Annotated in this window: 21 protein-coding genes; 10 read left to right on the top strand and 11 right to left on the bottom strand. The window is 63.1% G+C overall.

The window, feature by feature from the left end; translation table 11 throughout:
• Nucleotides 1–22 precede the first annotated feature (22 nt).
• From ATY78_RS11080 to ATY78_RS11050, 7 genes are all read left to right on the top strand, one after another.
• A complete protein-coding gene (locus ATY78_RS11080; RefSeq protein WP_088682385.1) occupies nt 23–1,159 on the top strand; it encodes an ABC transporter substrate-binding protein in 1,137 nt (378 codons plus the stop codon).
• Between the two features lie 60 nt (nt 1,160–1,219).
• Nucleotides 1,220–2,098: a branched-chain amino acid ABC transporter permease gene (locus ATY78_RS11075; protein WP_088682384.1), complete on the top strand. Its 879-nt coding sequence runs from the start codon at nt 1,220–1,222 to the stop codon at nt 2,096–2,098.
• Nucleotides 2,099–2,115: 17 nt separating this feature from the next.
• The gene (locus tag ATY78_RS11070; protein WP_245313537.1) at nt 2,116–3,084 is read left to right on the top strand and encodes a branched-chain amino acid ABC transporter permease; all 969 of its coding nucleotides are present in this window, start codon (nt 2,116–2,118) and stop codon (nt 3,082–3,084) included.
• Nucleotides 3,081–3,827, top strand: coding sequence for an ABC transporter ATP-binding protein (locus tag ATY78_RS11065; protein WP_088682383.1), 747 nt, complete (start codon nt 3,081–3,083; stop codon nt 3,825–3,827). Before ATY78_RS11070 ends, ATY78_RS11065 begins: the two co-directional genes overlap by 4 nt.
• A gap of 2 nt (nt 3,828–3,829) precedes the next feature.
• The gene (locus ATY78_RS11060) at nt 3,830–4,558 is read left to right on the top strand and encodes an ABC transporter ATP-binding protein (protein ID WP_088682382.1); all 729 of its coding nucleotides are present in this window, start codon (nt 3,830–3,832) and stop codon (nt 4,556–4,558) included.
• Nucleotides 4,548–5,417, top strand: coding sequence for an SMP-30/gluconolactonase/LRE family protein (locus ATY78_RS11055; protein WP_088682381.1), 870 nt, complete (start codon nt 4,548–4,550; stop codon nt 5,415–5,417). The genes ATY78_RS11060 and ATY78_RS11055 overlap by 11 nt, the downstream gene beginning before the upstream one ends.
• A 125-nt stretch (nt 5,418–5,542) precedes the next feature.
• On the top strand, nt 5,543–7,432 hold the full coding sequence (locus ATY78_RS11050; RefSeq protein WP_088682380.1) for a sugar phosphate isomerase/epimerase and 4-hydroxyphenylpyruvate domain-containing protein: 1,890 nt from the start codon (nt 5,543–5,545) through the stop codon (nt 7,430–7,432).
• A 162-nt stretch (nt 7,433–7,594) separates the two neighbouring features.
• Here the strand turns inward: ATY78_RS11050 and ATY78_RS11045 are convergent, their stop codons facing one another.
• The 3 genes from ATY78_RS11045 to ATY78_RS11035 form a co-directional block, all read right to left on the bottom strand.
• Nucleotides 7,595–7,738, bottom strand: a complete 144-nt coding sequence (locus tag ATY78_RS11045; protein ID WP_245313536.1) for a hypothetical protein — start codon at nt 7,736–7,738, stop codon at nt 7,595–7,597.
• A 134-nt stretch (nt 7,739–7,872) separates the two neighbouring features.
• Entirely contained in the window at nt 7,873–8,598 is a 726-nt protein-coding gene (gene aqpZ / locus ATY78_RS11040; RefSeq protein ID WP_088682379.1) for an aquaporin Z, read from the bottom strand.
• A 106-nt stretch (nt 8,599–8,704) separates the two neighbouring features.
• A complete protein-coding gene (locus ATY78_RS11035) occupies nt 8,705–9,397 on the bottom strand; it encodes a GntR family transcriptional regulator (protein ID WP_088682378.1) in 693 nt (230 codons plus the stop codon).
• A 151-nt stretch (nt 9,398–9,548) separates the two neighbouring features.
• On the opposite strand from ATY78_RS11035, the gene araD reads away from it, so the two are divergent.
• The 3 genes from araD (at nt 9,549) to ATY78_RS11020 (ending at nt 12,591) form a co-directional block, all read left to right on the top strand.
• Entirely contained in the window at nt 9,549–11,285 is a 1,737-nt protein-coding gene (gene araD, locus ATY78_RS11030) for an L-arabinonate dehydratase (protein WP_088682377.1), read from the top strand.
• A gap of 11 nt (nt 11,286–11,296) precedes the next feature.
• Nucleotides 11,297–12,022, top strand: coding sequence for a ribonuclease activity regulator RraA (locus ATY78_RS11025; protein ID WP_088682376.1), 726 nt, complete (start codon nt 11,297–11,299; stop codon nt 12,020–12,022).
• A 77-nt stretch (nt 12,023–12,099) separates the two neighbouring features.
• Nucleotides 12,100–12,591, top strand: a complete 492-nt coding sequence (locus ATY78_RS11020; protein WP_088682375.1) for a YidB family protein — start codon at nt 12,100–12,102, stop codon at nt 12,589–12,591.
• Nucleotides 12,592–12,658: 67 nt separating this feature from the next.
• On the opposite strand, the gene ATY78_RS11015 is transcribed toward ATY78_RS11020, so the two are convergent.
• The 8 genes from ATY78_RS11015 to ATY78_RS10980 are packed head-to-tail and all read right to left on the bottom strand — an operon-like array spanning nt 12,659 to nt 22,963.
• On the bottom strand, nt 12,659–14,278 hold the full coding sequence (locus ATY78_RS11015) for a GMC family oxidoreductase (RefSeq protein ID WP_088682697.1): 1,620 nt from the start codon (nt 14,276–14,278) through the stop codon (nt 12,659–12,661).
• 2 nt (nt 14,279–14,280) lie between these two features.
• On the bottom strand, nt 14,281–15,807 hold the full coding sequence (locus tag ATY78_RS11010; RefSeq protein WP_088682374.1) for an FGGY-family carbohydrate kinase: 1,527 nt from the start codon (nt 15,805–15,807) through the stop codon (nt 14,281–14,283).
• 46 nt (nt 15,808–15,853) lie between these two features.
• Entirely contained in the window at nt 15,854–16,696 is an 843-nt protein-coding gene (locus ATY78_RS11005) for a class I fructose-bisphosphate aldolase (protein ID WP_088682696.1), read from the bottom strand.
• Nucleotides 16,669–18,417 (bottom strand): glycerol-3-phosphate dehydrogenase/oxidase, encoded by a 1,749-nt coding sequence (locus ATY78_RS11000; protein WP_190237438.1) that lies wholly within the window; start codon nt 18,415–18,417, stop codon nt 16,669–16,671. Before ATY78_RS11000 ends, ATY78_RS11005 begins: the two co-directional genes overlap by 28 nt.
• Nucleotides 18,418–18,429: 12 nt before the next feature.
• Nucleotides 18,430–19,422, bottom strand: coding sequence for an aldo/keto reductase (locus tag ATY78_RS10995; RefSeq protein ID WP_088682372.1), 993 nt, complete (start codon nt 19,420–19,422; stop codon nt 18,430–18,432).
• Nucleotides 19,419–20,426 (bottom strand): sugar-binding transcriptional regulator, encoded by a 1,008-nt coding sequence (locus ATY78_RS10990; protein ID WP_088682371.1) that lies wholly within the window; start codon nt 20,424–20,426, stop codon nt 19,419–19,421. The genes ATY78_RS10995 and ATY78_RS10990 overlap by 4 nt, the downstream gene beginning before the upstream one ends.
• Before the next feature lies 1 nt (nt 20,427).
• Nucleotides 20,428–21,414, bottom strand: a complete 987-nt coding sequence (locus tag ATY78_RS10985) for an ABC transporter permease (RefSeq protein ID WP_190237437.1) — start codon at nt 21,412–21,414, stop codon at nt 20,428–20,430.
• 22 nt (nt 21,415–21,436) lie between these two features.
• On the bottom strand, nt 21,437–22,963 hold the full coding sequence (locus ATY78_RS10980) for a sugar ABC transporter ATP-binding protein (protein ID WP_088682695.1): 1,527 nt from the start codon (nt 22,961–22,963) through the stop codon (nt 21,437–21,439).
• Nucleotides 22,964–22,977 lie beyond the last annotated feature (14 nt).

Genomic DNA, 22,977 nt, shown 5'->3' with positions numbered 1-22,977 from the left:
TATTTTTAACTGGGAGGACTACATGTACCGAAAGGAACTCATTGCAATTTCGACCGCGCTGCTGGCCGGTCTCGGCGTGGCGCATGCCGAGGACACCGTGAAGCTTGGCATGGTGGCCGAACTATCCGGCGCCGGCGCCCCCTCGGGAACGAACTGGCGTGACGGCGTCAAGATCGCGGTAGAGGAAATCAATGCCGAGGGCGGGATTCTCGGCAAGAAGATCGAACTCGGCGAATACGACACTCAGACGGATCCGCAGGTTTCGCGCGCCCTCGTTCAGAAGGCGATCGACGAAGAGGCCTATGCGATCCTCGGCACGATCTATTCGGGCTCGACGATGGTCAACATGCTCGTCGCCCAGCAGAACAGCATCCCGCAATTCGTCGGATCGGAATCTCCGAGCATCGTGCAGAAGGGCAATCCCTTTGTCTTCCGCACCTCGTCGGGCTCGCAGAAAGGCATCCCCGCGCTGGTGAGCTATTTTACCGATACGCTCAAGGCCAAAAAAGTCGGCATCGCCTGGGTGAACAACGAATTCGGCAAAGGCGGCCACGATGTTTTCGCCGCAGAAATGAAGAAGGCCGGGATCGACGTCATCGCCGATGTTTCCTCCGAACAGGGGCAAGCCGACTATGCAGCCGACGTCGCCAAACTCAAGGAAGCCAATCCCGACGCGGTCTTCGTTTACATGAATCAGGAAGAATCGGCCCGCTTCCTGATCGAGGCCAGGAAACAGACCCTGCCCATGCCGCTCCTGGGAGAGGTCACGCTTACCGAAGCCAAGGTCGTCGAGCTCGCCGGCCCCGCCGCCGATGGCGCCATCGCCCATGTCGGCCTGACGGCAGCGGCAACGGATGTTCCCGGCATCGGCGCTTTCGACAAGAAATTCGAAGAGACATACAAACGCAAGCCGACACATGACGCCATCAAGGGCTATATCGGCGCCTGGACGACGAAATACGTCACCGAGATGGTCGGCGAATTCGACGGCGAAGCCTTCTCCGAGAAAATGCATGGGCTGTGCCTGAAGGCCGCGGACTATCCGAAGATCCTTCTCGACACCTGCTGGGACGAGCATGGCGAAATGTCGCGTCCGAGCTTCATGGTCCAGGTGAAGAATGGCTCGCCGGTTGTGATCGGAACCGTTCCGGCCAACTGATCGATCCCCGACCCAGCCGCGGCCGCTTCGGCCGCCGCGGCCCTTCGAGAGAATGGCACGATGTCTCAATTCCTACAGGTCTTACTGTCCGGTCTGGCGACCGGCTCCATTTATGCGCTCGTCGCGATCGGTTTCACGCTGGTATGGCAGGCGGCGCAGACGGTGAATTTCGCCCAGGGCGAATTCGTCATGCTGCCGGCATTCTTCGTACTCGCCTGCATGAGCATTCTCGGCATGCCGTTTTGGGCTGCCCTGCTCGCCGGGCTCATCTTGTCGGTCATCATTCTCGGCGTCCTTTTCAAGAAGCTGATGGTCGAGCCCATACTTCCGCACGGGGGGATCACCCTGATCATTGCGACCATGGCGCTCGGAATTCTCTTGAAGGAGAGCGTCAAGGAATTCTACTCGGCCGAAGCCCAGCCGTTTCCCGCCATGTTCCCGAGCGATCCGATCAACGTATTCGGCGCCGTTCTGTCGATGCAGGATATTTTCAACCTCGTGCTTTGTCTCGGCATCGTCGTCCTCCTGACCCTGTTCCTGAATCGCACGCGTACCGGGCGCTCCATGCAGGCGACCGCACAGAATCCCGCAGTCGCGGAAATCCTCGGCGTCAACGTCAAGCGCATGGTCCTCTATACTTTCCTGATCAACGCGGCGCTCGCAGCACTGGCATCCTACCTCATCACGCCTGTCTATCTCGCCAAGTTTTCGAACGGCGAGACGCTCGGCCTGATCGCCTTCATCGCGGCAATCGTCGGCGGCTTCAACCAGATAAGGGGCGCGCTGGTCGGCGGCCTGCTGATCGGCGTTCTCGACAACCTGACCGCAGCCTATGTCACGGCGGAATACCGTGCCGCCCTGCCCCTCCTCCTCCTGATCGTCATCATCCTCGTCAGGCCGCAGGGCATCATGGGAACATCCGAAGGAAGGGCCGTCTGATGATGAGAAGCTCCAAAATGCGTGTCGCGATCATCCTGGCGCTTCTTGCGCTGGCGATCGTCGCTCCCATCGGCCAGAAGAACTACATCATCTACGTTCTGACCTCATGGCTCATTTTTACGATCGCCGCGATGGGACTGAACCTGACGCTCGGCTATGCCGGTCAGATTTCGCTGGCGCAGGCTTCGTTCATGGCGATCGGGGCTTACATAACGGCGCTGCTGACGCTTGCCGGCTGGCATTGGGTCGTGGCCACGCCGCTGGCGCTGCTGGCATGTTTCGTCGTGGGTCTGCTCCTCGGCTATCCCGCATTGCGCGTCAAAGGCCATTTTCTCGCCTTCGTGACGCTCGCCTTCAATACGCTCGTCTTCCTCGTGCTCAGAAACGAGGATTGGCTGACCGGCGGCAGCATCGGGCTCGTCGGCATGCCTCGCCCGGATTTTGGTCTGTTCTCGACGATGAAACAGCTGCCTTTCTACTATTTCACGCTCACCGTCACGGTGCTCGCGGCACTCGTCATGTGGGGGATCGTGCGCTCGCCGTGGGGACGCGCATTCAAGGCCTTGCGTGAAAACCCGATCCGCGCCGAGAGCCTGGGCGTCGATACGCGGCGCATCACCCTTCTCGCCTTTGCCATCGGTTCCGCATATGGCGGGCTGGCCGGCACGCTGATCACGCCTCTCGTCCAATTCATCGAGCCCGGGTCCTTCGCGCTCGCCCATTCCCTTCGCATTCTGCTGATGGTGATCGTCGGCGGTGCGGGATACTTCTTCGGGCCATGGGTGGGAGCAGGTGTCGTCATTCTGCTGCCTGAGGTCCTGCGCTTCACCGAAGGATATTATCTCATCATCTATTCCGCGCTGGTCATCGTCATGCTGATCTTCGTGCCGTCGGGACTGATCGGCGTCGGCGCCAGAATCCGTGACAAATTCTGGCCGAAACAGCAGGTCCGCACAGACATGGCGCAAGGAGCCAGCCTGAAATGAACGCGCCCATCCTCTCCATCCGCAACATCGGCAAGAGTTTCGGCGGCATCCGCGCCGTCGACGGTGTTTCCTTCGAGGTCGGCAAAGGTGAGATCCTCGGCCTGATCGGCCCCAACGGGTCGGGCAAGTCGACGCTCTTCAACTGCATCCTCGGCCAGTTGACCCCGGAGACGGGCGACGTGACGGTCAACGGTAAAAACGTCTCCGGCATGCGCGCCTCCGATCTCAACAAGCTCGGCGTCGGGCGGACCTTTCAGCAGCTTTCGGTCTTTCCGAAGATGTCCGTGCTCGACAACATCATCCTCGCCGGTCAGGAGCATCACGGTACGATGCTCTCGCGTCTCTTCGGCCCCGGCGATGCCGGTTTGACGGCAGAGGCGGAGCGCCTGATCGCGTTCTTTCGCCTCGGGCATCTGCGCGACACGCTGGCAGGCTCCCTTTCCTACGGCCAACAGAAGCTGGTGGATGCGGCAATGGCGTTCATGGCCGGCCCCAGCCTCGTCTTGCTCGACGAGCCGGCGGGCGGCGTCAACCTGACGATGCTCGCCAACCTCAAGGATCGGCTCATCGCCTACAATGCCGAGCACGGCACGACCTTCGTCGTCATCGAACACAATATGGAGTTCGTGATGAGCCTGTGCTCCCGCATCATCGTCCTTGCGGAAGGCCGCATCATCGCCGAAGGCACGCCGGACGAAATCCGGTCGAACCAGACCGTCATCGATGCCTATCTCGGAGGCTGAGAATGCTTGAACTGAAAAACATCCATGGCGGTTACGGCAAGATCACCATTCTGAACGGCGTATCCTTTTCGATTCCGAAAGCGTCGATCACCACGGTCATCGGCCCGAACGGCGCCGGCAAGTCGACGGTATTCAAGGCCATTTTCGGTCTCTTGACCATCAATTCCGGCCAGATCCTGCTCGACGGCAAGGACGTGACCAGACAAACGCCGCGGCAGATGATCGGGCACGGCGTCACCTACGTCCCCCAGGGCCGCAACGTCGTTCCCCAGCTTTCCGTCTACCATAATCTGGAGCTCGGCGGCATCACCGCGAGCGACCAGGCGAAGGTGCGCAAGCGCATCGACATGGTGATGGACCAGTTTCCGATGCTGCGCAAATTCAGCGATCGCAAGGCAATCGAGCTGTCCGGCGGGCAGCAGAAGCAGCTGGAGGTGGCCCGTGCCCTGCTGCTCGATCCGAAGCTGATCCTGATCGACGAGCCTTCGATCGGCCTATCGCCCAATCTCGTGCAGGAGGTCTTCCAGACCCTGATCAAACTGCGCGACCAGGGCGTCACCATATTGATGGTGGAACAGAACGCAAAGTCGGCCCTCGCCATGTCCGATTACGGCCTCGTGCTCGAGCTCGGTCAGACCCGCATGCACGACAAGGCCTCCGCTCTCCTCGCCGACCCGCGGGTCGGCCAGCTCTTTCTGGGCGGGCACATCGAGGAAGAACATGCGCATTGAAGCGCTCGGCTGCGCCCCCGCGAGACTGGGAGAATGCCCCGTCTGGTGTGGGCGCAGTCAGCGATTGTGGTGGGCGGACGTGCTTGCTCCGGCATTGTGGAGCTTCGATCCGAAAAGCGGAACGATTGTCGCTCATGCGGTGACGGCGCGGCGGATAGGTTCACTCGCATTGCGCAAAGCCGGCGGATTGCTGCTTGCCTGCGACGACGGACTGTATGGCTACGATCCCGAAACGGAAGAGCAACACTTCCTCATCGACCCGGAACCGGGGCAGCCCGGGCATCGGAAAAATGACGGACGGACGGATTCCGCGGGCAATTTCTGGATCGGCACATTGCGAGAAACCGACTATGCGCCGGTTGGCGCGATCTACAGAATCTCGCCGGATCTCAGCATAACCACATTTGCCGATGGCCTCGCCATTCCCAATGCGCTGGCTTTCGATCCGGAACGACAGCGGCTCTACTTCGCCGATACACGCGCCTACACGATCTGGGCATGCGAATATGATGCGGAGACAGGCCATGTCGGAGACCGCTGGATTTTTACGACGACGACCGCCCCGGCGCGCCCTGACGGAAGCTGCATCGATGCGGAGGGCTTTCTCTGGAATGCCGAATATGCGGGTGGGCGGCTGGTGCGCTACAGTCCGGACGGCAGGATTGATCGAACGGTCGACTTGCCCGTCAGCCATCCGACCTGCTGCTGCTTCGGGGGCGAAAATCTCGACCGGCTCTACGTGACGTCGGCAAGCGAACCTCTTTCGGCCGCGCAGAAGGAAGCCGAACCGCTCGCCGGCCGCGTGCTGGTGCTCGATGCCGGCCTTCGGGGAAGACCGGAATTTCTGACCGCACTCTAGAGCCTGTCGCGCAAAAGTGAGCAGCGGCTTTGCGAGAACGACATGCGTAAAAACAAAGACCTAAAGCGCCAACAGCGAATCTGAAAGATCGCGACACGCTTTAGAAACCCTGCAGGAGCCGACCGATGAAAACTTCGATTGCGACGGTATCGATCAGCGGAGAGCTTCCCGAGAAGCTGGATGCGATCGCCAAAGCCGGCTTCGATGGCGTGGAAATCTTTGAGAGCGACTTTCTGGCCTTTGACCGCAAGCCGGCGGATGTCGGCAGGATGGTGCGCGACCGCGGGCTTGAAATCACCTTGTTTCAGCCGTTCCGCGATTTCGAGGGCATGCCCGAGCCCTTGCGCGGCCGTACCTTCGACCGTGCCGAACGAAAGTTCGATGTCATGCAGGAACTTGGCGCCGACCTCATTCTGGTTTGCTCGAACGTCTCGTCCGCCTCGCTCGGCGGTATCGATCGGGCGGCGGCGGATTTTCACGAGCTCGGCGAGCGCGCCGCAAGGCGAGGCCTGAGGGTCGGTTATGAAGCGCTCGCCTGGGGGCGGCACATCAATGACCATCGCGACGCCTGGGAAATCGTGCGCAGGGCCGATCACACAAATGTCGGCCTGATCCTCGACAGCTTCCACAGTCTTTCACGCAAGATCGACATCAATTCGATCCGCTCGATTCCGAAGGACAAGATCTTCATCGTCCAGTTGGCGGACGCACCGCTCATCGACATGGATCTTCTCCATTGGAGCCGGCATTACCGCAACATGCCGGGCGAAGGCGACCTTCCGGTAACGGCTTTCGCAGCGGCGATCGCCGAGACAGGATATAACGGCTACTTCTCACTGGAGATCTTCAACGACCAGTTTCGCGGCGGGCTGCCTCGTGCGATCGCCGCCGATGGGCATCGCTCGCTGCTCTATCTCGGCGACCGGGTTCGGCGTGAAGCCGGCTCCGAGCAGCTATCGGTCAAGGCCATGCCCGACCGTGCGGCCGTCAAGGGCATCGCTTTCGTGGAGTTTTCGGCGGACGAGGACGAGGCGGCCGAACTCATCGGCATATTGAGAACCCTGGGTTTTCGCAAGACGGCCGTCCACCGGACGAAGAGCGTCGCCCTGTACCGCCAGGGGGATATTTGCCTCATCGTCAATACCGATGATCGCGGCTTTGCCGGCGCCTCGTTCGCCGTGCGCGGAACGTCGGCCTATGCCATTGCATTGAAGGTCGATGACGCCAGGGACGCTTTCGACAGGGCGATTGCCCTCGACGCGGAGCCTTTCAGCCAGCCGGTCGGGGTGGGCGAGATGGAAATTCAAGCAATTCGGGGTGTCGGCGGCGGGCTCATCTATTTCATAGACGACAAGAGCGATCTCGCCCGGTTTTCGGAAGTCGATTTCGTTCCCGTCGAGGACGAGACCGATATCGTCCCCGCCCATCTTCTTCATATCGATCACGTTGCCCAGACGGTTCCCTATGATGAGATGCTGACGTGGATGCTGTTTTACACCTCGATCTTCGAGACGCAGAAGACGCCGATGGTCGACATCATCGACCCCGCCGGCATCGTCCGTAGCCAGGTGGTGGAAAACGCGTCCGGCTCGTTGCGGATCACCCTGAACGGCGCCGAAAACCGCCGCACCCTTGCAGGGCATTTCATGGCCGAGACATTCGGCTCGGGTGTGCAGCACCTTGCCTTTTATACCGACGATATCTTCGCCACCGCAGCGAGCCTGCGCCGCAACGGCTTCAAGCCCCTCGTCATTTCGCCGAACTATTACGATGACATCGAAGCCCGCTTTGGCCTGGAATCGGAACTCAGCGACCGGCTGAGAGCGGAAAACATCCTCTACGACCGGGACGATCAGGGCGAATATTTCCAGCTCTACAGTTCCACATTCCGCGAGGGCTTCTTCTTCGAGATCGTCCAGCGCCGAAGCTACAGGGGCTATGGAGCCGCCAACGCGATCTTCCGTATCTCAGCTTTGAAGAAGCACCTGCGACCGGAGGGCGTGCCGAAACGCTAGCTCGACGCGGGTTGGGTAACGGGCTTGCTTCAACAGTGTAACGTGCGCACTCGAGCCATTGCGGTATCTCTCGCTTTCCGCTTGCATTGTGCTCTTCGAGCATCTTGAACCTCATCGACCGTCGCGAGTTTAGATCGATGCCCCGGCCTTCCTCTATCTCGGTTAGAACAATAACTCTCGCATCGAGAGCCTTCTCAACGCGACGGCGATATTGGCGAGCAACGCTTCCTTCTTCGGACCGCGATAGGGGTAGCGGGTCATGTTGTCGCCGTTGTGCATGAAGACGTAGCCGCCGCGTCCGGTCACGACAGGATATTGCCAGATCCAGTCCGCCGGCTTCGGATCGTGCTCGGGTTCCTGGATGGGTTTCTTGCCTAGCTCGCCGAGGATATCGGCGAGCGTATGGCGGTCGCCTGATCAGAAGGTTGTTCTTTGCCGGCTTATTCCGCCGGGGCGGTTCCGATGACGACGCCATGCGGTTCATGGCTGAGCCAGCGGTAAAGCGCGCCGCCGATCACGCCGCCGGCGATCGGCGCCAACCAGAACAACCATAGCTGCTGAACGGCCCAGCCGCCGGCAAAGACCGCCACGCCGGTGCTGCGCGCCGGGTTGACCGATGTATTCGTGACATCGATGCTGATCAGGTGAATGAGCGCCAGTCCGAGACCGATGGCAAGCGGCGCAAAGCCGGCGGGAGCCTCGCCGTGCGTTGCCCCCATGATGATGAAAAGGAACACCGCCGTCAGCACAAGTTCTGCGACAAAACATGCAAACAAGCTGTATTGGCCGGGCGAATGTTCTCCGTAGCCGTTCGAAGCAAAGCCCGCGGAGAGATCGAAACCGGCTTTGCCGCTGGCGATCAGATATAGAACGCCGCCGCCGATGACGCCGCCGACCACCTGAGCGACGATATAGGGGACGATCTGGCTCGCCGGGAACCGTCCGCCTGCTGCAAGGCCGATCGTGACCGCCGGGTTCAAATGGCAGCCCGAGATATGGCCAATGGCGTAGGCCATGGTCACGACAGTCAAACCGAATGCCAACGCCACTCCGAGATATCCGATTCCGACATTCGGCAGGCCGGCTGCGATAACGGCGCTGCCGCAGCCTCCAAATGTCAGCCAGAACGTACCGATTGCTTCCGCAGTATATTTCCTCATTGCCATGGAAACCTCTGTCGATGGAGATCATGCGTCGCCACCCTGGCGGGCACTGAGGAAATCTAGCGCCGGGAGATTGCGTGAGGCATGCTCATTTCTGCGCCGACACGCGTCAGCCGCGAATGTAATCCGGATACTCGGCCTTGATCACGTCGACGATCGATAGCGTGCCGGACAGGTGTTTCCGCAACGCCGCCGTCGCGGCGCCAGGGTTTCCCGAGGCGATGCCCGCGACGATTGCCTCATGATCGGCAAGCACGGTCTGCATCTTGCCCGGCATGGGCAGGTTCAGCCGCCGCAGCCGGTCGATATGCACGCTCTGGCGCCTGACATTGGCCCAAAGCTGCAATATTCCGGCTTTCTCGTAAAGTTTCCGGTGAAAGTCGCGATCGATGTCGTCGAAGACGTCGTAGGTCTCAGGGGAGGAAACCGCCTTCTGCCGCGCCAGGATCTCACGCAGTTCCGCCGCCGTCTGCGCCGGCGCTTCCTCGGTCAGCCGCCGCACCGCCTCCAGTTCGATCGACAGCCGCAGGAACTGCGCCTGGCGCGCATGATCGATGTCGATCTTGGCGACCACGGTCGCATATTGAGGATAGACTTCCACGAGCCCCTCTTCCTGGAGACGCATCAAGGCGTCCCGCACGGGGGTCTGGCTCACGCCGAATTCGAGCTGGAGCGAGGCGCGGGACAGGACCGTTCCCGGCGCCAGGTCCACCTTCATGATCCTGGCCTGCAAAATCTCGTGGATCTGCAGCGCCACCTGCCGCGACCGATCCAATCGGCTGTCCCGAACCATTCCACTCATCTCGTTGGCCTGTCCCTGCTTCGTGGCAATGATTAGATCATGTTTTCAATGTTGATGCACTGATGCATTAGTGCTTCAATGGCTTCCTGTCTGCCAATGGAGACGAAGGAATGGCGATGGGTCGCCCCTTCCCTCTCGAAAAGGGTCTGTCATGACATCAAGGAAAACGCCGGAAACGCTGCGGAGTGCGCGATGGTTCGCGCCTGACGACCTGCGCAGCTTCGGCCATCGCTCGCGCATGATGCAGCTCGGTTACGCGGAGGAGGATTTTCGCGGCAAACCGATCATCGGCATCCTGAACACCTGGTCCGAACTCAACACCTGCCACGCCCATTTCAGGGAACGCGCGCAGGACGTGAAGCGGGGCGTCTCCCAGGCCGGCGGCTTCCCCGTCGAGTTGCCGTCGCTGTCGGTCGACGAAAGTTTCACCAAGCCGACCTCGATGCTCTACCGCAATATGCTGGCGATGGAGACGGAGGAGATGATCCGCTCGCATCCGCTCGACGGCGTGGTGCTGATGGGAGGCTGCGACAAGAGCACGCCGGGCCTCGTCATGGGTGCGCTGTCGGCCGGCGTGCCGATGATCTACCTGCCCGCCGGGCCGATGCTGCGCGGCAATTACGCCGGCAAGATCCTCGGCTCCGGCTCCGATGCGTGGAAATATTGGGACGAGCGCCGGGCCGGCAACATCACCGACGCGGAATGGCTGGGCGTTCAGGGCGGCATCGCCCGCTCCGCCGGCACATGCATGACGATGGGGACCGCCAGCACGATGACGGCGATCGCAGATGCGATCGGGCTGACGCTGCCGGGGGCATCGTCCATTCCTGCCGTCGACGCCAATCATCAGCGGATGTCGGCCGCCTGCGGCCGGCGGATCGTGGGCATGGTCTGGGAGGATCTGACACCGGACCGGATCGTCACGGAAGCGGCCTGCCGCAACGCCGCGATCGTCGCCATGGCCACGGGCTGTTCCACCAATGCCGTCGTGCATCTGATCGCGATGGCCCGGCGCGCCGGCATCAACCTGACGCTCGACGATCTCGATCTGCTGGGACGGGTGACGCCGCTCATCGCCAACGTCCGCCCCTCCGGGAAAGACTATCTGATGGAGGACTTCTTCTATGCCGGCGGCCTGCGGGCGCTGATGAAGCAGCTCGAGGACAGGCTTGACCTGACGGTGATGACCGTCACGGGGAAGACCATGGGCGAGAACCTTGCCGGCGCCGTGGTCTATAATGACGATGTCATCCGGCCGCTTTCCAACCCGGTCTATCACGAGGGATCGCTCGCCGTTCTGCGCGGCAATCTCTGCCCCAGCGGCGCGGTGATGAAACCCGCCGCCTGCGACCCTAGATATCATGTGCATCAGGGGCCGGCGCTGGTCTTCGACAGCTACCCCGACATGAAGAAGGCGATCGACGACGAAAATCTCGACGTCACGCCCGATCATGTCCTCGTGCTGCGCAACGCCGGGCCGCTCGGCGGACCGGGCTTTCCCGAATGGGGCATGCTTCCGATCCCGAAGGCGCTGATCAAGCAGGGCCACCGCGACATGCTGCGCATCTCGGACGCCCGCATGTCCGGCACGTCCTACGGCGCCTGCATCCTGCACGTGGCGCCGGAGAGCTATGTCGGCGGCCCCCTGGCGCTGCTCAGAACGGGTGATATCGTCCGCCTCGACCTGCCGAACCGCCGGCTCGATATGCTGGTGGACGAGGCAGAACTCGTCCGCCGCCGTGAAGCATGGAAGGCGCCGGAGCCGCATTTTCAGCGTGGGTACGGCTGGATGTTCTCCCGCCATGTGACGCAGGCCGACCAGGGCTGCGACTTCGATTTTCTTGAAACGGGCTTCGGCAGAACCGTCGGCGAACCGGATATCTATTGAGGAGAATGAGAATGACCGACTACGTGCTGAGCGACGCGACCCGGGCGAAATTCAAGACGATCTCCACCGCATCGATCGCGACCGCCCTCTTCAAGCGCGGCCTTCGGAACCAGTTCATCCAGGGCGTCGTGCCCGTGGCGCCGAAGGCCGAGACGATGGTGGGACAGGCATTCACATTGCGCTATATTCCCGCCCGCGAAGACCGCAACCCGATCACCGTCTTCCAGAATCCGAACCATCCGCAAAGAGTTGCGATGGAGACATGCCCTCAGGGACAGGTGCTGGTGATGGATGCGCGCAAGGATGCACGGGCCGCCACCGCCGGCTCGATCCTGATCACCCGCCTGGCGCTACGCGGCGCGGCCGGCGTCGTCTCGGACGGCGGCTTCCGGGATGCCGAAGGGATCGGGGCGCTTGACATGCCCGCCTATTACGCCAAGCCGTCGGCGCCGACCAACCTCACGCTGCACGAAGCGCTCGACATCAACGTGCCGATCTCCTGCGGCGACGTCGCGGTCTTTCCAGGCGACGTGCTGGTCGGCGACCGCGACGGCGTCATGGTCATCCCGGCCCATCTGGCCGATGAGATCGCCGACGAATGCACGAACATGGAAAGTTACGAGGACTTCGTTCTCGAACAGGTCAAGGCCGGACAAACGATCATCGGGCTCTATCCCTGCACGAAGGACGAGCACCAGCAGAGATTCCAGGCGTGGCGTCGGGAAAACGGCCGCTGAGCCTGCCTGACGGGCCGGAACGGTGGAACCATAATCTTTCCCGCAGGTTTCTTTTGGTCAAAACTGGAGGAGACCCCATGAACCGCAACCTGACCGCCCTGCTCGGCATTCTCGCCGTCGCCGGCTACCAAAATCGTGACAAGATCAGTGAAATCCTGAAGGGCCTGACCCAGGGAGGCCAGCGCCCACCGGGACAGGCGATCCCCGGAAGCACGCAGGGCGGCCTCGGCGATATCCTCGGCAACCTGACGAGAGGCGGAGGCGGTGGTCTTGCCGATCTCATTCGCGGCGGATCGGCCGGCGGCATTCTCAGCGGCGGCCTCGGCGGTCTTGTCGACCAGCTGACGAGAAGCGGCCGCGGCGACGTGGCGGATTCCTGGGTGAAACCCGGCCCGAACCAGCCGATCGAACGTCCTGATCTCGAAAACGCCTTGGGCGACGAAGTCCTATCGGAACTGGCTGAGAAGACCGGCCTTAGCCGGGAAGAGATCGTCGCGCGCCTGTCTCGCGACCTGCCGCGCGCCGTCGACGACCTGACACCAGACGGCAGGGTGCCCGACAGCATCTGATCGAGGCTGCTGTCGCGACTTGATAGGGATGGCGTGGCGATGCCGCAGCATCGCCATCAAGCCTGGGTTAATTGCCTTTCAGGATCGCTTCCGCGGCCTTCTCCGCGATCATGATCACCGGCGAGTTGGTGTTGCCGGAGACGATCGTCGGCATGATCGAGGCATCGACGACCCGGAGCCTCTCCATCCCGTGCACGCGCAGTTGCGTATCCACCACCGCCATCGGATCGCTTCCCATCTTGCAGGTGCCGACAGGGTGGAAGATGGTGGTGGCGATGTCGCCGGCGCGGCGGATCAGATCGTCGTCGCTCTCGTATTCCCGGCCCGGCAGCATTTCCTGCGGGTTGAACCGGGCGATAGCCCTCGTCCGCATCAGGCTGCGCGCATGACCGATGGATTTTGCCGCAAGCAGCCGGTCGCCGGCCGTCGAAAGGTAGTTCGGGTGGATTTCCGGCGGCTGGCTCACGTCGCGGGTCGTGACATGCACCGTGCCGCGGCTCTCCGGCCGGAGATTGCAGACGGACACCGTGACGGCGGGATAGCGGTGCAACGGCTCGCCGAGCCTATCCGTGCTCAGCGGCTGGACGTGATATTCGAGGTCCGCCGTGGCGACGGCCGGATCGCTTTTGGCAAAGATACCGAGCTGGCTCGGCGCCATGGAGAGCGGGCCTGACCGGCTGACGGCATATTGCAGCCCCATGCCGGCGCGGCTGAAGAGATTGTGGTAGAGCTGGTTCAGCGTGCGGGCGCCTTCGATCTTGAAGACGGTGCGGATCTGCAGGTGATCCTGGAGGTTTTCGCCAACGCCCTGAAGCGCGTGACGAACGGGAAGATCGAGGGCGGAAAGAACCTCCGGCCGGCCGATGCCGGACAGTTCCAGGATCTTTGGCGAGTTGATGGCGCCTGCCGACAGCACGACCTCGCGAGAGGCGCGGGCGATGCAGAGCCGCCCACCGAGGCGGAACCGCACCCCGGAAACGGCCTTGCCGTCGAACTCCAGCCGATCGGTCTCGGCGCCTGTCAGGACGCGGAGATTCCCACGTTTCATGGCCGGCCGGAGGAAGGCCTTCGTCGTGTTCCAGCGCAGGCCGCCCTTCTGGTTGACCTCGAAATAGCCGGAGCCTTCATTGTCGCCATCGTTGAAATCGTCGGTCTTCGGAATGCCAAGCTCTTCCGCCGCATCGCGGAAGGCGTCGAGGATCGGCCAGGAAAGGCGCTGGCGCTCGACGCGCCATTCGCCGCCTCCGCCATGCATGGCGGATTTGCCGCGGTAATTGTCTTCCGACTTCAGGAAGTAGGGCAGTACGTCGTCCCAGCCCCAGCCTGCGTTTCCGGCCTGCCGCCAGCCATGATAATCGGCCGCCTGCCCGCGCATGTAGATCATGCCGTTGATCGACGAACAGCCGCCGAGGAGCTTTCCGCGCGGATAGTTCAGTGCGCGGCCATTGAGCCCGGCTTGCGCGGCCGTCTTCATCATCCAGTCGGTACGCGGATTGCCCATGCAGTAGAGATAACCGATCGGCACATGGACCCAGTGATACCGGTCCGTGCCTCCGGCTTCGAGCAGCAGCACCCGGTTCTTCGGATCGGCCGACAGCCGGTTTGCCAGCACACAGCCGGCAGAGCCGGCGCCGACGATGATGAAGTCGTAAATACCCTCGTCTGTCGGCGTTTCGTTATCACTCATCATCACGCCGCAGTTCCCTTCGCCGTGGGTAAGGTTGCCGAAAGCCGCCGCCAGAGCGGCGTCATGGCTTCGGTGATATCCTGGTAGAGCGCGTAGCGCCGGCCGTAATGGGCGGCAAGCGCGGCATTCGGCTTGTAATGCCGGTCGATACGCACCATGGCATTGGCTCCTTCCGTGAAATCGGCAAACAGGCCGACGCCGGTTCCAGCCGCAATCGCCGCGCCGAGCGCGCCCGTCTCCCGCGAGACGGCGACCGAAACGGGCAGGCCGAGCACATCGGCAAAAATCTGCGGCCAGAGGCGGCTGCGCGATCCGCCGCCGGAGAGCACCGCTTCGTCGAAACTCGCTCCCGCCTTGCGCAGCGTCTCGACATGGTGGCGGTGGCCGAAGGCGACGCCTTCCAGAAGGGCGCGGATCAAGTGCCCCTTGCTGTGCCAGCCGGCAATGCCATAGAAGCCGGCCCGCGCGTGGCCGTCCTGCTGGGCGCCGTAGAGATAGGGGTGATAGAGCGGGTCGTCGGCAGCCGGCTGAATTTCCGCCGCGAGCGCGCAGCAGGCATCGAAGGGCGACACGCCCTCGTGCTCGCCTTCGAAGAACTCCCGCACCAGCCATTCGAGATTGGCCGCGGAAGTGGCGCTGTTTTCCATCGCCATGTAGCGCGTGCGGTCGAAGGTCGAGGACATGAAGACCGGGCCGCCGAGATCCGGCCCGTCGATGATGACCTGGTTGATGCTCCAGGTGCCGGCGATGATCGAGGCGCTGCCGGTGCGCGAGACGCCCGAGCCGAGCGCCGAAGCGACGACATCGAACAGCCCGCCGATCACCGGCGTGCCGGCGGCAAGGCCGGTCTCCGCCGCGACCTCTTCGGTCACCTTGCCGGCAATGTCGGCGCTTTCGATCAGCCGCGGCAACAGGTCCATGCAATCGCCAAGGCCGTAAGCTTCCATCAGCGTCCTGTCATAGCGGCGGGCGGCGAGATCGAGCAGGCCTGCGCCGGACATGTCCGACATCTCGCTGACGCGTTCGCCGGTCAGGCGGTTGACGACGAAATCCTTGGAATAGAACACCGTGCCGATGCGCTGGAAGAGGTCCGGCCGGTAGCGTTTCAGCCAGGCGAGCAGCGTCGGCGTCTGCGAGGGCCAGGGCCTTTGACGGGCGATCGGATAGGTGCGATCGCCGACACTCTCGGCCGCCCATTCCTCGACGAGCCCGGTCGCGCGTGTATCGAGCGACTGGATGCCAAGCAGCGGTTCACCTTCACGATCGAGCGCGTAAAGACCATTGCCGTGGCCGGCGCAGCCGATCGCGGCGATCTCGGTCGCAGCGATCCCGGCCCGGTCGAGGCAGGTGCGGATGACGCGCTTGGCGTTGGACCAAAGCTCGCCGAGATCGCGCTCGACATGGCCGGGGCACGGCATGCGGCTATGCCCCTCCTCCCCCGCATGTGCCACTTCCCGGCCGGTGCGGTCGAAGATCACCGCCTTGATGACGGTGTTGCCGGCGTCGAGCCCCAAGAGATATTCTCCCATTCGAACCCCTCCCAAGGTTCTGTGCTTGTTAAATTGCTCCAGCGCCTCAGCCCTGCCGATAGACCGCAACGGCCTCTTCGCCGCTCGCGTTCTCATGGATGATCGCCATCAGACCGCGCACGACGGCGCTCGGATTGGCATGCTGGTAGATATTGCGACCATAGACCATGCCCATTGCGCCCTGCCGCATCAAGGCGGCGGATTTTGCGAACACGGCGCCGAGATCCTCCTTGCCGCCGCCGCGCACCAGCACCGGGCAGCGCGCCGCCTCGACGACACGGTGGAAATCCTCCGCATTCGTCGTGGGATCCGCCTTGACGATATCGGCGCCCATTTCACGGGCAAGCCGCGTCAGGGTGACGATCTTGTCGGCATCGCCATCCACCATGTAGCCGCCGCGCTCGGTCACCGGCTGCATGACGAGCGGTTCGATCATCAGCGGCACGCCGTATTTTTCGCAGTCCGCCCGGACGCGCGCAATGTTCTGCACGCACTGGCGGAAAAGGTCGGGCTCATCCGGCAGCATGAAGAGGTTGACCACCACGCAGGCGGCATCCATCTGCAATGCGCCGATCAAAGGCTCCGCTTCGTTCTGCAGCACCGCCCACATGTCGCGGTGGCGGATGCGGTTATAGGGATTGCCCATGTCGATGCGCATGACGAGGGCCGGCTTGTCCTTGCCGGGCAGATCCTGCAGCAGATCGGTCTGGCCGTAGTTCATCTGGATCGCATCCGGCCGCGCATCGACCAGCGCCTTGACGACGGCCGGCATGTTCTCCAGCCCGTCGAGGAAAGACGGCTCGTTGCAGACGCCGTGATCGATCGCCACGTCAAGGCAACGGCCGTTGCCGAACAGCCGGTTCATCCGGACCTTACGGTTGTCTCGCATAATTCGCTCCTTCGTTCGTTCCTTGCGGAAAGGGTTGCTTCCGAGACGCCATGGCGCTCGCGCATGATGGTGAGAAAACGGATGCGCTCTTCGGCGGCGCGTTGCGCCGGCCAGCCTCTGGCGGCGGCGAGCAGTGCCAGCACGGCATCGGCCATGTCGAGCGAAAGCTCCCCGGAAATCGCAAGCGTCGTGCGGCGCAGCAGCAGATCGTCGAGATGCTCGACGGCTTCGGCGCCGATCAAATATTGGAATTCGCGGAGGCTGTAGCCGGCATGCGGCAGGGGGTGATCGGCTCCCGCAGCGATGAAGCCGGCGACGTCAGCGCCATCGGTTCCGTAGCGTTCGAAGAGGCATGCGGCGCGATCGGCGGAGATACCCGTCGATGCCGCGAGGTCACGAATCCAATCATCGCGATCCCTGGGAAAGGCGCGCCCGCCGCCCAAGGCCCTCTCCGCCGTATCGACGCGCCGGGGCCGGCCGAGCCGTTCCAGCGCCATGTCGGCCGCCAGTTCGCCGAAGGAGCGGAACGTGGTCCACTTGCCGCCGATCATGCAGAGTACCGGCGGGCCGCCGTCACGGCCTTCGATCACGGTGCAGAAATGGTCACGCGGAATGCGGCCGGTAAAACTGTCCTTGCTGGCCGGCAGCGGGCGCACGCCGGCGAACTGGAAAACGACCTCTTCCGGCCGGATGCGGACGCCCGGCAGCACGAAGGCGAGCGATTGCAGGATATAGTCCCGCTCGTCGGCCTCGCAGCGAACGGCACCGGGATCATCGACGCGGATATCCGTCGAGCCGACCAGCACCTTGCCGAGATAGGGAAAGAGGATGCAGATGCGCCCATCCTCGTTCTCGTAATAGATCATGTGCCCGTCAAGCATGTCGCGGAGCGCGGGATTGTCGATAATGAGATGCGACCCCTTGGTGCCGCCCATCAGCGGGGCAGGCCGCGCGCCATCGGGAAAGAGCGAGCCGTTGGCTATATCGATCCAGCCACCGGTGGCGTTGATGACCAGTCTCGGCTGAATGAGAAGTGTTTCCCCAGCAATGCCGTCGTGCAGCAGGAAGCCGGCCCCGCCGGACTGTTCCAGCGTCGCGTAATTCAGGGCTCTGGCATTCGGCCCGGCAGACAGGCCGTCGCGCAGCAGTTCGATGCCGATCCGCTCGGGATGGCTCACCCAGGCGTCGTAGTAGGTGGCGGAACTGCGGATCGCCGGATTGAGCGCCGGCCATTTTGCCAGCGTCGCCCTGCGTCCGCGGAACTGGTGGCGAGGCATCAGCGCGCGCTTGCGTGTCAGGAAATCGTAGATGGCCAGCCCCGTCTTGATGGCGACGGCGCCGCGGCGGCTCGGGCGGCGGGTGAGGCCAAGGAAGCGCACGATGCCGTTGGCAAGGCCGGAGAAGACGTCGAAGATCGGAACCGTCGTCGGCAACGGCTGAACATAATGGGGAGCGTTGCGCAGCAGCCGATCGCGCTCGACGAGCGATTCCTGCACGAGGCTGAATTCACCGTTCTCCAGATAGCGCAGCCCGCCATGGACCATGCGCGAGAGGGCGGCACTCGCGCCGGAACAATAGTCGCCCTGTTCGACGAGCAGCACGTTGACGCCCTGCAGCGCCAACTCTCGGAAGACGCTGAGCCCGTTGATGCCGCCGCCGAGGACGCACACGTCCACCGCCGGGCTTTGGCGAAGCCCGTCCATTGTTTCCACACGGTTCATGATGACAGCCCGTTATTCCATGGTGGCCAGTTGCGCCGATATGGCGGTGTCGATGGCAGCGAGATCGGCTGTCGAAAGACGAAGCGTTCCGGCCCTTGCATTGTCGAGCGCCTGCGCCGGGTTTCTCGCGCCGCAAAGCGCGAAGGTCACACCCGGCTGCGCCAGCGTCCAGGCGATCACCGTCTGGGCGATGCTGGCTTCGTGGCGCTCCGCCACAGGCCGGATCGCCTCGGAAAAATCCTTGGCCTTCCGGCGGTTGGCGACGGAGAAGCGGGGATTGTCCTTGCGCTGGTCGTCGCCGGAAAACACGCGCTCCGGCCCGATCGTGCCGGAAAGCAGGCCGAGCGCCAGCGAGGAATAGCTGAGCGTCGACACGCCGTTCGCAATGGTGAGCGGCAGCAGGTCCGCCTCGATCTGGCGATCGATCATGCTGAACCGCTCCTGGATCGCATCGAGCGAGCCGGTCGCGATATACTCTCCAAGTTCCTCCCGGCTGACGTTGCTGGCGCCGATCGCGCGGATCTTTCCAGCCTGTTTCAGCTCTTCCAGCGCCGCCACGGTTTCCTCGATCGGCGTCGTCTCGTCCTGCCAATGGGTAATGTAGAGATCGATATGGTCCGTGCCGAGCCGGCGCAGGCTTTCCTCAACCTCGTGAACGATCGAATCCCGTCCGAGATGCCGGTGCACAGGCCTGCCGTCCTGATCGAAGAAATGGTTGCCCTTCCCAGTGTGCCACACCAGCCCGCATTTGGTGGCGATCACCGCCTTGTCGCGGCGTCCGGCGAGCGCCTTGCCGACGATCTCTTCCGATCGCCCGAGGCCGTAGGCCGGCGCCGTGTCGATGAGCGTCACGCCGGCATCGAGCGAGGCCTGGATCGCGGCGATCGATTCCGACTCGTCCGTGCCGCCCCACATCCAGCCGCCGATCGCCCAGGTGCCCAGGCCGACGGCCGATGCCTTGACGCCGGAGCGTCCGATTTCGCGGGTCAACTGTTCGCCGCTCATGCGGAAAATCCTTCCTCGGATGCCAGTTCAAGAATGCGCGCGCCCGTCGCCTCGTCGGTGACGAGCGTGTCGAGGTGATTGCCGCGCAGGATGCTGAGTATGGGGCGGGCCTTGTTCGGGCCGCTTGCGACGCCGATCTTCGTGGGGATCGAGGCGAATTCCGGCAGCGTCAGCGAAACCAGCGACCGGTTGAGGCTATAGTCGCAGACACGGCCGTGATCGTCGAGCAGGTGAGCGAGCAGTTCGCAGTTGGCGCCCGAACGCTCGATCGCCGCGCGATCGGTGCTGGAGGATGGATGCAGGTCGTAATAGCTCGAATCGTCGGTCAGGATCGAGCCGATGCCGACCACAGCCACCTTGGCTTCGCGCGCCCGCCGGAAGACGTCGGCGACGGAGCGCATGTTGATCAGCATCGCCCGCTGCTCGGCATCATCGGCAAAGAGCGGCGCGTGGATCTGGTAGGAGCGCCCGCCGAGCCGGTCGGCCATCAGGGTCGAAACGTGGTTGACGTCGGTATAGTGTTTGCCCTGCACGCATCCGGTTGCCGGGATGACCTCGACATCGAAGCGGCGCGGCGGCTGGAGGCCGGCGACGACGGCGCTGACGCCCTTGCCGCCGGTGATGCAGATCGTGTCGCCGTCGGCGATTTCTTCGAGCAGCAGGCGAGCCGCCGCCTCGCCGACCGCCTGCAGCGCGGTCTGCGGATTGTCGGAGACGGTCGGGACGACGACCGCGCGGCTGATGCCGCCGAGCGCGAGAAGCCGTTCCTCCATGTCGACCAGAGGTTCGACCGGCGACTTGATCTTGATCTCGACAAGGCCGAGCTGGCGGCCCCGTTTGATGAGGCGATTGACGGTGGCGTGCGAGATGCCGAGCTGATCGGCGATCTGCGCCTGTGTCAGGCCTTCCAGAAAGTGCAGGACGAGCGCCTGGTGCATCTGGCGGGCAATGACGATTTCCTCGCGCGGAGCTGTCGTCCTGGATTTCAGTTTGGCGATCGGCATGTCAGGCGGCCTTCCGCTTGTGCAGGAAATGGTCGATGGATACGGCGGCAAGCAGGATGCATCCTTTGATCATGTCCTGCCAATAGACGGAAACGTTTAGCAGGATCAGCGACGAGGTGACGAGGGAAAGAAGCGCCATGCCGAGGATGGCCCCGAGGATGGTTCCCGAGCCGCCGTTCAGCGAAGCTCCGCCGATCACCGCGGCCGCAATGATGTTCAGCTCCATGCCGACGCCGAAAGTGGGGGTCGCGGCGCCGAAGCGGGACATGTAGATGACGCCGGCGACACCGGCGAGCGTGGAGCACAGCACCGTCACCCAGAACTTCACCTGGTTCGTCTTGATGCCGGAATAGAGCGCCGCCTTTTCGTTGCTGCCCGTGTAGAAAACCTTGCGGAAGGCGGTCGCCCGGCGCAGCAGGAAATCGAACAGGATGACGACGGCGACGAAGATCAGGATGACATAGGGAATGCCGTAGAACGTGCCCTGCCCTACCGCCTTGAAGCCCGCCGGCAGCGTGAACAGCGAGAGCGGCGTGCCCTTGGTGACGATCAGGCACAGGCCGCGCACGATCACCATGGCCGCCAGCGACGTGATGAAGTGGTTGAGGCCGACGACCGTCACGAAGAAGCCCATGATGGCGCCGATGGCGCTGCTGGCAAGAATGCCGGCAAGCGAAGCCGTCCACGGGTCGAGCCCGGCAAGAAAGAGCGAGCCCGAGAGCACCATTGCGAAGCAGACGACGGAGCCGACCGCAAGATCGATGCCGCCGACGATGAGCAGGATCGTCATGCCGACGACGACGATGCCTTCCACGGAAAAGCTCATCAGCATGGCGCGGAAATTGCCGAGCGTCAGGAAGTGCGGCGAGGCGAAGCTCATGATTATGCCGAGCGCGAGGATGATTGCGATCAGCCCCGCTTCGCGCATCGTGCCGATGCGTTTGAAGGACGATGCCTTGGGCATTGCCATCATCGTGTCGATTGCCATTTCCGTCTCTCCCGATTTCTCTTCACGCGGCATGGTCCGCCGCCCTTGCCGTGCCCATGCCCGAGGCAAGACGGATCACGGCCTCCTCCGACATTTCCTCCGGACCCAATTCCCCTGCGATGCGTCCCTCCCGGACGACAAGCAGCCGGTCGCAAAGGCCGAGCAGTTCCGGCATTTCCGACGAGATGACGACGATGCCGATGCCCGAACGCGCCAGCTCGCGCAGCAGGCGGTGAATTTCTGTCTTTGCCCCCACATCGATCCCGCGCGTGGGCTCGTCCATCAGAATGACCTTCGGCTTCACGGCAAGCTGCTTGGCGATCGCCACCTTCTGCTGGTTGCCGCCGGAAAGCGATTTCACCGGCGCCTCGATGCCGCCCATGCGCACGGCGAGCCGCCGGGCGAAATCCTCGGCCAGCGCGGCTTCCGCCCGGCCGTTCAGGAGGCCGGCCCGGTTGGTGAACACCTTCAGGTCCAGCACGGAAATGTTCTGCGCGATGGACATTTCGAGAAAGACGCCCGACCCCTTGCGGTCCTCGGAAAGATAGACGATGCCGGCCTTCACGGCGTCGGAATAGACGCGGATCGGCCGCGCCTGCCCATGCAGGCGCACCGCGCCCGCCGTGCGCGGCCGCAGCCCGCAGATGCCCTCGGCGATTTCCGTGCGGCCGGAGCCGATGAGGCCGCCGATGCCGAGGATCTCGCCCTTGCGCAGGCGGAAGCTGACATCATGAAAACGCGCGCCGTCCCCAATGCCGTCGACCTCGAGAATGGTCTCACCGGACATTTCGTCTGCGCCGAGCTTGTCGGGATAGAGCTGCGTGATCTCGCGGCCCACCATGCGGCGCACCACGTCATCAGGGGTCACGTCGGCGATGCGGTCGGTGCAGACATAGCGGCCGTCGCGGAACACGGTGACCCGGTCGCAGAGGCTGAAGATTTCGGCCATGCGATGGCTGATATAGATGATCGAAATGCCGTTCGCCTTGAGATCGCGGATGATGGAGAAGAGCTGCTGCGCCTCGGTTTCAGTCAGGGCGGCAGTCGGCTCGTCGAGGATCAGCACCCGGCAGTCGAGCGTCAGCGCCTTGGCGATCTCGACGAGCTGCTGGCTTGATATCGGCAGGTCGGCGACCTTCCGGCGGACATCGATTGCCGCAAGCCGGTTCATCACGGCCTGAGCATCGCGTTCCAGAGCACGGTAATTCATGACGGGCGCCCGGCGGCGGTTGGTCGCCGCCATGAACATGTTTTCGGCGACCGTCGCATCCGGGCAGAGCGCGATTTCCTGGTGCACGAGGCCGATGCCGAGGGACTGGGCGGCGGCGGGAGAGGAAATGCGCACGGCCTTGCCGTCGATGCGGATTTCACCCTCGTTCGGCTGCAGCACACCGGCGATGATGTTCATCAGCGTCGATTTGCCGGCGCCGTTCTCGCCGCAAAGCGCATGGACCTCCCCGCGCTCGAGCGTGAAGTCGACATCCGTCAACGCCTTCACCGCTCCGAAATGCTTGGTCACGCCACGAATGGTAAGCACCGGCTCCGCCATCATCTCTCTCCCTC

Origin of the sequence: Rhizobium sp. R635, from assembly GCF_002211285.1 — a bacterium.
GTDB lineage: Bacteria > Pseudomonadota > Alphaproteobacteria > Rhizobiales > Rhizobiaceae > Rhizobium.
The sequence above is the reverse complement of the archived record's forward strand: the minus strand, read 5'-3'. Positions and strand labels throughout refer to the sequence as shown.

Bases quoted from the DNA above. Each gene is read 5' to 3' on its own strand.
- ATY78_RS11080 (WP_088682385.1), top strand. From the start codon at position 23: ATGTACCGAAAGGAACTCATTGCAATTTCGACCGCGCTGCTGGCCGGT.
- ATY78_RS11075 (WP_088682384.1), top strand. From the start codon at position 1,220: ATGTCTCAATTCCTACAGGTCTTACTGTCCGGTCTGGCGACCGGCTCC.
- ATY78_RS11070 (WP_245313537.1), top strand. From the start codon at position 2,116: ATGCGTGTCGCGATCATCCTGGCGCTTCTTGCGCTGGCGATCGTCGCT.
- ATY78_RS11065 (WP_088682383.1), top strand. From the start codon at position 3,081: ATGAACGCGCCCATCCTCTCCATCCGCAACATCGGCAAGAGTTTCGGC.
- ATY78_RS11060 (WP_088682382.1), top strand. From the start codon at position 3,830: ATGCTTGAACTGAAAAACATCCATGGCGGTTACGGCAAGATCACCATT.
- ATY78_RS11055 (WP_088682381.1), top strand. From the start codon at position 4,548: ATGCGCATTGAAGCGCTCGGCTGCGCCCCCGCGAGACTGGGAGAATGC.
- ATY78_RS11050 (WP_088682380.1), top strand. From the start codon at position 5,543: ATGAAAACTTCGATTGCGACGGTATCGATCAGCGGAGAGCTTCCCGAG.
- aqpZ (WP_088682379.1), bottom strand. From the start codon at position 8,598: ATGGCAATGAGGAAATATACTGCGGAAGCAATCGGTACGTTCTGGCTG.
- ATY78_RS11035 (WP_088682378.1), bottom strand. From the start codon at position 9,397: ATGAGTGGAATGGTTCGGGACAGCCGATTGGATCGGTCGCGGCAGGTG.
- araD (WP_088682377.1), top strand. From the start codon at position 9,549: ATGACATCAAGGAAAACGCCGGAAACGCTGCGGAGTGCGCGATGGTTC.
- ATY78_RS11025 (WP_088682376.1), top strand. From the start codon at position 11,297: ATGACCGACTACGTGCTGAGCGACGCGACCCGGGCGAAATTCAAGACG.
- ATY78_RS11020 (WP_088682375.1), top strand. From the start codon at position 12,100: ATGAACCGCAACCTGACCGCCCTGCTCGGCATTCTCGCCGTCGCCGGC.
- ATY78_RS11015 (WP_088682697.1), bottom strand. From the start codon at position 14,278: ATGAGTGATAACGAAACGCCGACAGACGAGGGTATTTACGACTTCATC.
- ATY78_RS11010 (WP_088682374.1), bottom strand. From the start codon at position 15,807: ATGGGAGAATATCTCTTGGGGCTCGACGCCGGCAACACCGTCATCAAG.
- ATY78_RS11005 (WP_088682696.1), bottom strand. From the start codon at position 16,696: ATGCGAGACAACCGTAAGGTCCGGATGAACCGGCTGTTCGGCAACGGC.
- ATY78_RS11000 (WP_190237438.1), bottom strand. From the start codon at position 18,417: ATGAACCGTGTGGAAACAATGGACGGGCTTCGCCAAAGCCCGGCGGTG.
- ATY78_RS10995 (WP_088682372.1), bottom strand. From the start codon at position 19,422: ATGAGCGGCGAACAGTTGACCCGCGAAATCGGACGCTCCGGCGTCAAG.
- ATY78_RS10990 (WP_088682371.1), bottom strand. From the start codon at position 20,426: ATGCCGATCGCCAAACTGAAATCCAGGACGACAGCTCCGCGCGAGGAA.
- ATY78_RS10985 (WP_190237437.1), bottom strand. From the start codon at position 21,414: ATGGCAATCGACACGATGATGGCAATGCCCAAGGCATCGTCCTTCAAA.
- ATY78_RS10980 (WP_088682695.1), bottom strand. From the start codon at position 22,963: ATGGCGGAGCCGGTGCTTACCATTCGTGGCGTGACCAAGCATTTCGGA.